The sequence below is a fragment of the Micromonospora sp. NPDC003776 genome, assembly GCF_053605645.1.
The window spans coordinates 1-11,517 of sequence record NZ_JBSGJR010000173.1 but is presented as its reverse complement, the minus strand read 5'-3'; the positions used below and the strand labels follow the sequence as shown (position 1 = coordinate 11,517).

Sequence of the window (11,517 nt, the reverse complement as noted above, 5' to 3'; positions counted from 1 at the left end):
CACCGGCCACCGGCCACGAGGAGCCGCCCTGGGCGCCGGATTCCACCTCCACGCCCACGCGACCCCACCCAGGTGGGAAACGATCCCGGAAACCCAATCCTACTAAGGATCCCTAAGCTAATTAGAGACGCTCGCTTCCAGCTCCACGGCGGCCACCGCCGCCACGTCGGTGCCGTCGACCGGCAGGTCAAGCCAGTCGGAGAACAACCAGACTCCGTACCAGCGCTCGGGGTCCACCCCGTTCTGCCGCAGCAGGCCGGACAGTCCCTCGACGGTGTCGCCACGGGTGTCGACGCCGAGCACGCCCATTTCGCCGGTGGCGTCGAAGGCGGCCAGGGCGTCGGCCCAGCGGCGGTCGAGCGCCGGGCGGACCGCCAGCGTACGGGCGTTGAGCGCCGTGGCAGAGCACCGCGTCGAACCGCCGCCCACCGGTCGCCGCCTGAGCCCGCTCGCCCGGTGCCTCGACCGGCCGAACCCGCCGGCGGACCTCGTCCGGCTCCGCATCCAGCCGCTGCTGAGTGTTGGCGAGCATCGCCGCCGACGGGTCCAGCGCGGTGACGTCGTAGCCGAGTCGGGCCAGCGGGAGCGACTGGTGGGCCGCTCCCCCGCCGACGTCCAGCACGCTCGCCGGCGGCTTGGGCAGGTACCGCAGCAGCTGGGCATGCAGGACGTACGTGCGCACCTGCCCCTTGACCGACGCATAGGCACCTTCGACGAACGGGTTCGCCAAGGCGGCCCAGGCGTCCGACGACATTCCGGCATTGTGGCATCCGGCTCGGCAGCGGCGCCCGGCCGTCGCCGAACCTGCGGTCGGGTGTTCGCTGCGTCTCTCGCCGGGTATTGCCGGCTCATGGCGCGGTACACGAAGCCGGAACTCCGTGAGCAGCTGAAGAAGGACATTCAGGCCTCCGACAAGGGGGGCAGGCCGGGGCAGTGGTCAGCGCGCAAGTCGCAGCTGCTCACCAAGGAGTACCAGCGGCGCGGCGGGGGCTACGAGGGGCCGAAGGACGAGCGGCAGAAGTCCCTGCAACGGTGGGGAGCCGAGGACTGGCAGACCCGGGAGGGCACGGCTCGGGCGCGCCGGAACGGCGAGACGGGCCGATACCTGCCCAAGCAGGCCTGGGAGGAGCTTTCCGAGGAGCAGCGGCGCGCCACCGACCGCAAAAAGCGGGAGGCGTCCCGAACCGGCCGCCAGTTCGTGTCGAACACGGGGCCCGCCAAGCGGGCCCGGCGGGACGTGACGGTGGCGGAGCAACTGTCGGAGATGCCGGTCGCCCAAGCGGTGAAACTGGCCCGCGACCTGGACACCGATCAGCTCAGGGCGGCACTGCGCCGCGAGCGCGGCGGCAGGGCCCGCAAGACGCTCGTCGGACGGCTGGAGTCGGAGCTGCGCAGGCGCTGACGGCGAGGGCCAGCCGCCGAACGATTCGCGGCGACCGGCGAGCGCACGTCTCCCGCTCGGCCTCACCGGGCAGGTCCCGCCGCCTCCTCGATGTCACCGGCATCCGCAGGCACCGCGTGAACCCACCGCCGCACCGGCGGTGGGTTCCCTTGAAACGCGCGACCACGTCGGCGGGGGCACGTCATGGCACACAAGATTCGCACCGAGATCGTCGGGCGCTCACTCGCCATCCGGTGCCCGGGGCGTTGGCAGGTACCACGTACGACGTAGTGCGGGTGTCGTCGCCGGGCTGACGACGGCAGCCGCGCCGGCGGGCACCCTCGGAGGCAGCGGGCGAGCGGAAGCGAGCCTGATGTCGAGAGGAGCACCCGATGTTCGCGGAAGTGGTGGCGTACGCCTACGCCCACCCCGGGTGGGGAGGCGGCCCCGGTGCGTGGGACGGCCGGCCGGGCTGGTGGCTGATCTTCCCGGCCCTGTTCTGGCTCCTCGTGCTGTCGTCGTTGGCTTACCTGATCTACCGCAGGTCGCCGACCCGGTCGGCGCGCAGCGCGGCGGAGCGGGTCCTGGCCGAGCGATTCGCGCGAGGCGAGATCGGCGAGGAGGAGTTGAAGCAGCGCCGGGCCGTCCTGCGCGGCAAGCCCTGACCGTCAAGGGTTGCCGCGTGGGCGCCGGGTCAGGGTGATCCGGCGCCCACGTGGCGCTGCCCGCGAAGGGCCGGTGGGCGAGCGCCGGGCCTGCGGCCGGCGATGACGCGACCTGACGTCGCTCCCGGGATCAAACGGTGGCCGCGCGGCCCCGGATCCCGGTCAGCAACCGGGCGGAGGCGTTGCGGGCGGCCAGTCCGAACCGGGTGCGGGGCACCAGCAGCCCGGCCGCGTACCGGGCGGCCCGCCGTTTCGGCTCGGTGCGGCGGCGGTGCGCCGTCTCGTACCGGTCGAACGCCGTGGTGTGGTCGGCGGTCTCGGCCAGCGCTTCGGCGAGGCTGTGCGCGCCGGCGACGGCGAGGCTGGACCCTTCGCCGAAGAGCGACACGCAGGAGGCGGCGTCGCCGACCAGCACGACCCTGCCGCGGGACCAGTGGGGCATGCGGACCCGACTGACGCTGTCGAAGTACAGGTCGGCGGCGGCGCGTACCCGGTCCAGCAGCTCCGGCACCCGCCAGCCCCGCTGCCCCGCGTACGCGTCGACGACGAGTCGCTTGTGCTGCGCGAGGTCGCGGTGGTCGAAGCCGTCGACCAGGCCGCCGCGGAAGATGAAGGCGGCCACGGCGCTGCCCCGGGCCGGGTGCACGGAGACCAGCCGCCCGGGCGAGTTGTACAGCAGCACGTTGTACGGGTCGTCGGCGGGTGCGCCGAGCGGCAGGGTGGCCACCCACACCCCGAGGTGGCGCACATAGGTGGCCTCCGGCCCGAAGGCGATCCGGCGCACCGTTGAGTGCAGACCGTCCGCCCCGACGACGAGGTCGAACCGGCGGGGCGCACCGGCGGCGAAGGTGACGTCCACACCACGGGCATCCTCAGCCAGCCCGGTGATCGTGTCGTCGTACCGGAACTCGACGTCGTCGGCGGCGGCCCGGTGCAGGATCGCGGCGAGGTCGGCGCGGGGAATCTCCAGCCCCGGCTCGCTCGACGAGGCGGACATCGGCACCCGGGCGACGGTGGCGCCGGCGTCGTCGACCAGCCGCATGCCGGTCACCGGGGTGGCGGCCGCGCGCAGCTTGTCCCGCAGGCCCATCGCCGTGACGATCGGCAGGGCGGGACCGCGCACATCGACCGGGTTGCCGCTGGACCGCTGCCCGGCGGCGCGTTCGACGACGGTGACCCGCAAGCCGCGCCGGGCCAGCCACCAGCCGAGCGTGTTGCCCGCGATACCACCACCGGAGATCAGTACGGTGCGCATGCGTCGAGCGTATTGGCACTCGACGCCAATATGCAATGACTGCCATTTGGCTCTCCGTGCCGTACCATGTCGGTATGTCCCTGCGCGACCGGAAGCGGGCCCGGACCCGGCAGTCGCTCGTCGACGCCGCCGTCGAGCTCTTCGAACGGCACGGCTACGAGCGAACCGGCGTCGCCGACATCGCCGCCGCGGCCGAGGTGGGGACCCGGACCTTCTTCCGCTACTTCCCGAGCAAGGAGGCACTGCTCTTCCCCGAGAGCGACGACCGCGTGCGGGCGGCGGTCGAGGCGATCGCCGACCGGGCGCCGGACGAGGGGCCGACGGAGGTGCTGCTGCGAGCGCTGCGCACGGCGACCACCGACACCGAAGACATGGGTGGGCGGCTCGCGGCGCTACGCCTGCGGTTGGTCCGCGAGGTTCCGGTCGTCCGCGGCCGTGCCCTGCAGCTTCAACTCGACGCGCAGCGCGAGATCGCCCGGCACCTCGCCGCCGCGTATCCGGACCAGCTCGACCGGGTGTCGGCGGCGGCGCTGGTCGGGGCGTTCGTCGGCGCGGTGACCGGCGCGCTCCAGGTGCTCCTCGAGGACCCCGACCGGGCCGGCGACCCGGCCGCGGTGCAGGAGGCCATGCGCCGGGCCACCGAGGTCGCCCTCGCCACCCGGGCGCACACCGCACGGGCCGGCTGACACCGCGCCGGTCAGGTCCGCAGCACGGCGGCGGCGACCGGGCGGACCCGCTCGGGGTGGGACAGCACGTCGACGTTGTCGAGGTACTGGTCCACCGCGCCGACCGGCGGGCGGTCGCGCAGCGCCGGGTCGGTGATCGCGGCGCGCAGGGCGGCGACGAACCGTTCCGCGCGCAGAACCAGGAACGGCCGGTCGTGGAACGGCCGCACGCCGGGGTCGACCCGCGCGGCCAGGCCGCTGTCGTTGCTCCAGGTGGCCACCGCCTCCAGCGCCCGGACCAGGCCGGACTGCCGGGTCGGCCAGTCACCCGGTCCGATCGATGCGTTCAGCGCGTCGACCACCGGCGCGGCCGCCGGCAGCGCGGCGAACACGGTGCCGAGCCACTTCGCGTACGGCGGCCAGCGGCGGTGCAGCAGCAGGCCGAGGCGCATCAGGTCGCGGGCCAGGCCGGCGGCGACCACCCGGCTGCCCAGCTCGTCGCCGACCTCCGCGCAGCGGCCGGCCAGATGCTCCGCCTGCCCCACGCGCTGCCAGCCGGCCGCCAGCACGTGCCGCCAGACGTCGTCGGGATACCAACCCAGCCGGGCACGGACGGCGGTGAGCGCGCCGTCGAGCCCGTCGTGGAAGACCGCCCCGCCGGTGAGCTCGGCCATCCGTTGCGTGGGCGCGGCGAGCCAGTCGGCGACCCCGACTCCGCCGCGCGGATCGAAGCCGAGCCGCCCGCGCAGCCAGCCGCCCAGCTCGTCCACGGTCACCCCGTGTCGCTCGCCGTCGGCGCGGACCACCCCCAGCCGGACCTCCGGGCCGCCGGCGAACCGGGTGGGCCAGCCCAGGAACTCAGCCGGCAGGCCGGCGTCCAGGGCGGCCCGGACCTGCGGCACGTCGTCGGGGTCGGCGACGAAGAGCTGGGTTCGCGGCCCCCAGTCGTGGTCGGTGGAGCGTGGCGTGTCCAGGCCCAGCAGCTCCGAACCGCCGTCGAGCAGGCCGGCGGCGTACCGGAGGTTGGGCAGGCGCCGGGCCAGCAGCGGGGCGACCACCTCGTCGTGGAAGCGGCGGGCCAGGGTCAGCCCGGGTACGAACGTCACGGGACCAGTCTGCCGGGCGGGCAACCCGGCCACCCAGCGGTTATCGGCCCACCGGAGGGTGTGGCGCCGATAACCTGACGGAACGGGGTACCGGGAGGGCGGGGTGGTGGCGGAGAACGGTCGGGCCCGGGCGGCCGTACGGCGACGTCGGCTGTTGTGGGCCGGCGTGCTCGCCGTGGTCGGGCTGGCCCTGCTCCTGGTCGGCCTGATCGTCGCCCGGGGGACGCTGGCCTGGATCGAGGTGGCGCTGGCGCTCATCCTCCTCGTGGCCAGCTATATCGTGCAGCGGATGGCCCGCCGGGAGATCTACCGACATGACGGCTGACGCCCGGGGCACGCGGCACCGGTCCCCCACCACGTCGTACCGCTGTGTCAGGCTGGCGGACGTGGCCCAGCGACCCCCGATCCTGCTGATCGACTCCCCCAGCCTCTACTTCCGCGCCTACTTCGGCATTCCGGAGTCGGCGGCGAAGACGGACGACGGCCAGCCGGTCAACGCCGTCCGCGGCTTCCTCGACATGCTCGCCCAGCTCGTCCGCACCCGCCGGCCGGACCGGATGGTCTGCGCGCTCGACCACGACTGGCGGCCGGCCTGGCGGGTGGAGCTGCTGCCCTCGTACAAGGCGCACCGGGTGGCGCCGGAGGGCGGCGAGGTGGTGCCGGACACCCTCTCCCCGCAGGTGCCGATGATCCTCGAGGTGCTCGACGCGCTCGGTATCACCGCGGTCGGCGCGACCGGCTATGAGGCCGACGACGTGCTGGGCACCCTCTCGGTGACCCAGCCCGGCCCGGCCGAGGTGGTCTCCGGTGACCGGGACCTGTTCCAGCTCGTCGACGACGCCCGCCAGGTGCGGCTGCTCTACGTCGGGCGGGGCGTGGCCAAGCTGGAGGACTGCGACGACGCGGCGGTCCGGGCTCGCTACGGCGTGCCCGCCGACCGGTACGCCGACTTCGCGGCGCTGCGCGGCGACCCGTCCGACGGCCTGCCCGGCGTGCCCGGGGTGGGTGAGAAGACGGCCGCCCGGCTGATCGAGCGGTACGGCGGGTTGCCCGGCATCCTGGCGGCGCTGGACGACGGGGAGTCCGGTTTCGCCCCGGGCCTGCGCACCAAGCTGGCGGGGGCCCGGGACTACCTGGCCGTCGCGCCGAAGGTGGTCCGGGTCGCCACCGACGTGCCGCTGCCGGAGCTGGCCACGGCGCTGCCCACCGCGCCGGCCGACCCGGAGCGGCTGCTGGAGCTGGCGCAGCAGTGGAATCTGGCCGGCTCCTGCCGGCGCCTGGTCGACGCCCTCGCCGCCCGCGCCTGACCCGGCTCGTCTCGCCCACCTGCTGCGGTCCGGGACGCCCGGACACCCGCACCTCGCCGGCCCGGCTCGGCCGCCCGGCGAGGTGGGCCGGTCAGGCGGCGGCGTGGTATGCCAGCACGCCCCGGTTGACCGCGGCGATCGCCTGCCGGGCGGTGGACCGCAGGTCGGCCGACGCCCCGCCGGAGTCGGCGAGCTGGCCGAGCAGGTCGACCACCTGGCGGGCCCAGCGGACGAAGTCACCGGCCGGCATCTCGCCGTCGATCTGGTGGCCGCTGGCGAGCACCTTGGCGAGCGCCTCGCCCCGGGCCCAGCGGTAGATCGGCCAGGCGAAGCCGAGGTCCGGCTCGCGGGTGACCGCGAGGCCACGGGCGGCCTCGTCGCCCTCGATGTCGCTCCACAGCTTCAGCGTCTCGTCGACCGCGTCGGCCACCGCGCCGCGCGGCAGGGAGGCCCGCTCGTCGACGTCCCGGCGGGCCTCGAAGACCACCACCGAGACCGCGGCGGCCAACTCGGCCGGGGAGAGCCCGTCCCACACCTTGCGGCGCAGGCACTCGGCGACCAGCAGGTCCGCCTCGGTCCAGATCCGGCCGAGCATCCGCCCGGCGTCGGTGACCTCCCCGTCGGCGGTCAGGTAGCCGCGCACGGTCAGTAGCGCCACGATCCGGTCGAACGTCCGCGCGAGGGAGCCGGTCCGCCCGGCGACCCGCTGGCGCAGCTCCTCGGTGTCCCGCTCCAGCCGGCGGCGCCGCTCCGCCCAGCGGGCATGCTCCTCCCGGTCGGGACAGGCGTGGCACGGGTGGTGCCGCAGCTCCGTGCGGAGCTGGCTGAGCCGGTGGTCCTCGCCGACCGCCTGCCGGGAGCGCCCGCCGCGCCGGCCGCCGTGCCGGTCCAGCCCCGTGCCGCTGACCGCGGCGGCGAGGTCCCGCCGGGCCGCCGGGGACCGGTGGTTGAAGTGCTTCGGCACCCGGATCCGGGTGAGCACCTCGGCCGGGGTGGTGAAGTCGCCGGGGCTGACCCGGCCGGCCCAGCGGTCCTGGGTGAGCACCAGCGGGCGGGGTTCCCCGAAACCGCCGGTGGCCGGGTCGAGGACCACCGCGAGGCCGGCGCGGCGGCCCGAGGGCACCCGGATGACGTCACCGACCCGCAACCGTTCGAGCGAGGCGATCGCGGCCGCCTTGCGCTGGGTCTGCCCCTGCCGCGCGATGGCGCGCTCCCGGTCGGCGATGGCCACCCGCAGCGCGAAGTACTCGTCGAAGTCGCCGTGGTGGCAGGCGGCGTCGGCGCCGTACGCCTCGATGGTCTCGGTGTTGCGCTGCACCTGCCGCGCCAGGCCGACCACCGACCGGTCCGCCTGGAACTGCGCGAACGAGGACTCCAGCAGGGCCCGGGCCGGCTCCGCGCCGACCGTACCGACCAGGTTGACCGCCATGTTGTAGGACGGCCGGAAGCTGGAGCGCAGTGGGTAGGTGCGGGTCGAGGCGAGGCCGGCCACGTGCCGGGGGTCGGTCTCCGGCGACCAGACCACCACCGCGTGCCCCTCGACGTCGATGCCCCGCCGGCCGGCCCGGCCGGTGAGCTGGGTGTATTCCCCCGGCGTGAGGTCGACGTGCGCCTCGCCGTTGAACTTGACCAGGCGCTCCAGCACCACGCAGCGGGCCGGCATGTTGATGCCCAGGGCCAGGGTCTCGGTGGCGAAGACCGCCTTGACCAGTCCGCGGACGAACAGCTCCTCGACGACCTCCTTGAACGCCGGCAGCATGCCGGCGTGGTGCGCGGCCAGGCCCCGCTCCAGGCCGTCCAGCCACTCCCAGTAGCCGAGGACGGAGAGGTCCTCGCCGGGGATGGCGGTGATCCGGGACTCGACCACCCGGCGGATCTCGGCGCGCTCGTCCGGCGAGGTCAGCCGCAGCCCGGCGGCGAGGCACTGCTGCACGGCGGCGTCGCAGCCGGCCCGGCTGAAGATGAACAGGATCGCCGGGAGCAGGCCCTCCCGGTCGAGCCGGTCGACGATGTCAGGGCGCATCGGCCCGCGCCAGCGGGGGCCGCGCCGCCCACCGCCGGGGCCGGCGCTGCGGCCCTCGCCCAGCTCCAGGCGGCGCATCGTGTCCCGGGTGTAGCGCAGCAGCTCCGGGTGCACGTCGTGCTTGCGCGCCGCGTCGGCGTCGTGGAAAAGGTCGAACATCCGCTTGCCGACCAGCATGTGCTGCCACAGCGGCACCGGTCGGTGCTCGCTGACCACCACGGCGGTCTCGCCGCGCACGGTGACCAGCCAGTCGGCGAACTCCTCGGCGTTGGAGACGGTGGCCGAGAGCGAGACCAGCGTGACCGAGGCGGGCAGGTGGATGATCACCTCTTCCCAGACCCCGCCGCGGAACCGGTCGGCGAGGTAGTGCACCTCGTCCATCACCACGTAGGCCAGGCCCTCGAGGGTGGCCGAGCCGGCGTAGAGCATGTTGCGCAGCACCTCGGTGGTCATCACCACCACGGGCGCGTCGCCGTTGATCGCGTTGTCGCCGGTGAGCAGCCCGACCTGCTCGGCGCCGTAGCGGTCCACCAGGTCGTGGTACTTCTGGTTGGACAGCGCCTTGATCGGCGTGGTGTAGAAGCACTTGCGCCGGGTGGTGGGCCCCTCGCCGCCGTCGGCCGCCGCCGGCTTGCCGGGCCGGCCACGCAGGGCCAGGTGTACGGCGAACTCGCCGACCACGGTCTTGCCGGCGCCGGTCGGGGCGCAGACCAGCACTCCGCTGCCCCGCTCCAGGGCCTCACACGCCTCCCGCTGGAAGTCGTCGAGGTCGAACCCCAGGTCTCGGGCGAATTCGTCCAGGGCCGGGAAGGCGGAGGCCTGCGCGGCCCGGCGGCGCGCCGCGGCGTACCGCTCGGCGGGGCTCGACATGCCTCAAGATTAATCGGTACGGCCGACGGGCACCGGCCAAGGCCATCCGGCAGGACGGTCGGAGCGGGTCGGTAGGGTGCACGACGTGCCGGACCATGCCGAACCACCCCACGCCTCGAGCGGCGCCGACGACGCCGTCCGCCCGAGCCCGTCGCGCCGTCCCGTGGAGGGGGTGCTCTTCGACTTCCACGGCACCCTCGCCCAGGTGGAGGACCCCCGCGAGTGGGTGCTGGCCGCCGCGGCGGCGTGCGGGGTGGAGCTGGACCGGGTGCGGGCCACCGCCCTCGCCGACCGGCTGCTCACCGCCGGCCGGGCGGGCGGGCCGCTGCCGGCCCGGGTGCCGCCCCGGCTGGCCGAGCTGTGGGCCGACCGTGACCTCTACGAGCATGCCCACCGGGGCGCGTACACGGGGTTGGCCGAGACGGTCGACGCCGGCATCGACGGGTTCGCCGAGGCGCTCTACGAGCGGGTGCTGACCCCGGAGGGCTGGGTGCCGTACCCGGACACCGAGGCGGTGCTCAAGGCGCTGCGCCAGGCCGGGCTGAAGGTGGCCGTGGTGAGCAACATCGGGTTCGACATCCGGCCGCTGTTCGCGGCCTGGGGGCTGGACGGGCTGATCGACGCGTACGCGCTGTCGTATGAGGTGGGGCGCTGCAAGCCGGATCCGGGGATCTTCCTGCGGGCGTGCGGGATGCTCGGCGTCGACCCGGAGCACGCCCTGATGGTGGGCGACACCCAGGCCGACGCGGGCGCGGTACGGGCCGGCTGTGCGGTGCTGGTGCTGCCCTGCGCCGACGCGGGCCGCCCGAACGGGCTGGGCGCGGTGCTCGACCTCGCCCTGCCCGGCTGAGCGCCACGTCGGCGCTAACACCAGCACGACAGCTCCGCTAACACCCAGCGATAACACCCTCTGCGTAGCACCGCTATCGTCGACGGCGTGGAGATCTCGCCCCGGGACCGGATCGTGCGCGCCGCCGCCGCGCTGCTCGCCGAGGGCGGCCGGGACGCGGTGACCACCCGCGCGGTCGGCCGGGCGGCCGAGGTGCAGGCGCCGACCATCTACCGGCAGTTCGGCGACATGCGGGGCCTGCTCGACGCCGCCGTCAGCTACGGCTTCGCGACGTACCTGCACGCCAAGGCGGCCCGCGAGCCGGCCGCCGACCCGGTCGACGACCTCCGGCAGGGCTGGGACATGCACGTCGAGTTCGGCGTCGCCAACCCGGCCTGCTACGCGCTCATGTACGGCGATCCCCGACCGGCGGTCCGGCCCACCGCCACCCGGGTCGCCGCCGACATCCTGCGCCAACTCGTCCTGCGGGTGGCCGAGGCCGGCCGGCTGCGGGTCGGGGTCGACCGGGCGGCCGACATGGTTCACGCGGCGGCCTGCGGGGTCACCCTCGCCCTGATCCGGACGCCCCCGCCGGACCGGGATCCGCACCTGTCCCCCGACACCCGGGAGGCGGTCCTCGCCGCCGTCACCGCCGACAGCCCCCCGGCGCGCGGCCGCCCGGCCGACGCGCTCCTCCGGCACGCCGTCGCGCTGCGGACCGCCCTGCCGGAGCTGGCCAGCGACCTCAGCGCCGCCGAGCGGGCCCTGCTCGACGAGTGGCTGGACCGGATCACCACGACCCGGCCCGGCTGAGCCCGCGCCGGCCCGACTGAGGCGGGCGCCGCACCGCCGGCTCCTGCCGGTGAGCCCGGCCGACGCAGGCGTTAGCGTCACCGGCATGACCCGCCACCGGCCAGCCACCATCCCCGTTCCCGTCCGCCGCTCCGGTCGGCTGGGCGCGGTCGGCCTGGTCCTCGGCGGGGCGCTGTCGGTGCAGTTCGGCGCGGCGGTCGCCGCGCTGCTGTTCCCGCGTACCGGGGTGACGGGCGCGGTGACCCTGCGGCTGACCATCGGGGCGCTGCTGATGCTGGCCGTCGGCCGGCCCCGGCTACGCGGCCACGGCCGGGGCGGCTGGACCGCCGTGGTCGCCTTCGGGCTGGCCCTGGCCGGCATGAACTCGATCTTCTACCAGGCCATCGAACGGATCCCGCTCGGCCCTGCGGTCACCCTGGAGGTGCTCGGGCCGCTGGTGCTGTCCGTGCTGACCGCCCGACGGGTCGCCGCCTGGTGCTGGGCCGGCCTCGCACTGGCCGGGGTGGCCCTGCTCGGCCACGGCGGCTTCGACCGGCTCGACCCGCTGGGCGCCGGGCTGGCGCTGGGCGCCGGGGCGTGGTGGGCGGCGTACATCGTCTGCGC

12 protein-coding genes and 1 pseudogene are annotated in these 11,517 nt (G+C 75.0%); 8 read left to right on the top strand and 5 right to left on the bottom strand.

Annotation, left to right across the window (positions count from 1 at the left end):
- Positions 1–117 precede the first annotated feature (117 nt).
- Positions 118–429 (bottom strand): hypothetical protein, encoded by a 312-nt coding sequence (locus ACWEVO_RS16390; protein WP_452308363.1) that lies wholly within the window; start codon positions 427–429, stop codon positions 118–120.
- A 25-nt stretch (positions 430–454) separates the two neighbouring features.
- A pseudogene (locus ACWEVO_RS16385) lies at positions 455–754 on the bottom strand (class I SAM-dependent methyltransferase); the annotation flags it as partial.
- Between the two features lie 96 nt (positions 755–850).
- Between ACWEVO_RS16385 and ACWEVO_RS16380 the strand changes: the two are divergent.
- Both ACWEVO_RS16380 and ACWEVO_RS16375 read left to right on the top strand, forming a co-directional pair.
- Positions 851–1,402: a hypothetical protein gene (locus tag ACWEVO_RS16380; protein ID WP_452308362.1), complete on the top strand. Its 552-nt coding sequence runs from the start codon at positions 851–853 to the stop codon at positions 1,400–1,402.
- A 371-nt stretch (positions 1,403–1,773) separates the two neighbouring features.
- Complete coding sequence (locus ACWEVO_RS16375) at positions 1,774–2,046, top strand: SHOCT domain-containing protein (RefSeq protein ID WP_452308361.1); 273 nt, start codon at positions 1,774–1,776, stop codon at positions 2,044–2,046.
- A gap of 130 nt (positions 2,047–2,176) precedes the next feature.
- Here ACWEVO_RS16375 and ACWEVO_RS16370 read toward each other — a convergent pair whose 3' ends face one another.
- Positions 2,177–3,301: an FAD-dependent monooxygenase gene (locus ACWEVO_RS16370; RefSeq protein ID WP_452308360.1), complete on the bottom strand. Its 1,125-nt coding sequence runs from the start codon at positions 3,299–3,301 to the stop codon at positions 2,177–2,179.
- A 74-nt stretch (positions 3,302–3,375) separates the two neighbouring features.
- Here ACWEVO_RS16370 and ACWEVO_RS16365 point away from each other — a divergent pair, with 74 nt between their 5' ends.
- Positions 3,376–3,987 (top strand): TetR/AcrR family transcriptional regulator, encoded by a 612-nt coding sequence (locus ACWEVO_RS16365; protein WP_452308359.1) that lies wholly within the window; start codon positions 3,376–3,378, stop codon positions 3,985–3,987.
- 11 nt (positions 3,988–3,998) lie between these two features.
- Here the strand turns inward: ACWEVO_RS16365 and ACWEVO_RS16360 are convergent, their stop codons facing one another.
- Positions 3,999–5,072 carry a DUF4037 domain-containing protein gene (locus ACWEVO_RS16360; RefSeq protein WP_452308358.1) on the bottom strand — a complete coding sequence of 358 codons (1,074 nt, stop codon included), beginning with the start codon at positions 5,070–5,072 and terminating at the stop codon, positions 3,999–4,001.
- Positions 5,073–5,175: 103 nt separating this feature from the next.
- On the opposite strand from ACWEVO_RS16360, the gene ACWEVO_RS16355 reads away from it, so the two are divergent.
- Positions 5,176–5,397: a hypothetical protein gene (locus ACWEVO_RS16355; RefSeq protein WP_452308357.1), complete on the top strand. Its 222-nt coding sequence runs from the start codon at positions 5,176–5,178 to the stop codon at positions 5,395–5,397.
- Between the two features lie 61 nt (positions 5,398–5,458).
- Entirely contained in the window at positions 5,459–6,379 is a 921-nt protein-coding gene (locus tag ACWEVO_RS16350; protein WP_452308356.1) for a 5'-3' exonuclease, read from the top strand.
- 91 nt (positions 6,380–6,470) lie between these two features.
- Here the strand turns inward: ACWEVO_RS16350 and ACWEVO_RS16345 are convergent, their stop codons facing one another.
- The gene (locus ACWEVO_RS16345; RefSeq protein WP_452308355.1) at positions 6,471–9,272 is read right to left on the bottom strand and encodes a DEAD/DEAH box helicase; all 2,802 of its coding nucleotides are present in this window, start codon (positions 9,270–9,272) and stop codon (positions 6,471–6,473) included.
- Between the two features lie 85 nt (positions 9,273–9,357).
- On the opposite strand from ACWEVO_RS16345, the gene ACWEVO_RS16340 reads away from it, so the two are divergent.
- The 3 genes from ACWEVO_RS16340 to ACWEVO_RS16330 all read left to right on the top strand — a co-directional run.
- Positions 9,358–10,122, top strand: a complete 765-nt coding sequence (locus ACWEVO_RS16340; RefSeq protein WP_452308354.1) for an HAD family hydrolase — start codon at positions 9,358–9,360, stop codon at positions 10,120–10,122.
- A gap of 87 nt (positions 10,123–10,209) precedes the next feature.
- On the top strand, positions 10,210–10,914 hold the full coding sequence (locus ACWEVO_RS16335; RefSeq protein ID WP_452308353.1) for a TetR/AcrR family transcriptional regulator: 705 nt from the start codon (positions 10,210–10,212) through the stop codon (positions 10,912–10,914).
- An 85-nt stretch (positions 10,915–10,999) separates the two neighbouring features.
- Positions 11,000–11,517: EamA family transporter (locus ACWEVO_RS16330; protein ID WP_452308352.1), on the top strand; the 518-nt coding region annotated here is incomplete at its 3' end.

What these genes read in the sequence shown, in the direction of transcription:
- ACWEVO_RS16370 (WP_452308360.1), bottom strand. Translation starts at nt 3,301, where the DNA reads ATGCGCACCGTACTGATCTCCGGTGGTGGTATCGCGGGCAACACGCTC.
- ACWEVO_RS16380 (WP_452308362.1), top strand. Translation starts at nt 851, where the DNA reads ATGGCGCGGTACACGAAGCCGGAACTCCGTGAGCAGCTGAAGAAGGAC.
- ACWEVO_RS16365 (WP_452308359.1), top strand. Translation starts at nt 3,376, where the DNA reads ATGTCCCTGCGCGACCGGAAGCGGGCCCGGACCCGGCAGTCGCTCGTC.
- ACWEVO_RS16375 (WP_452308361.1), top strand. Translation starts at nt 1,774, where the DNA reads ATGTTCGCGGAAGTGGTGGCGTACGCCTACGCCCACCCCGGGTGGGGA.
- ACWEVO_RS16345 (WP_452308355.1), bottom strand. Translation starts at nt 9,272, where the DNA reads ATGTCGAGCCCCGCCGAGCGGTACGCCGCGGCGCGCCGCCGGGCCGCG.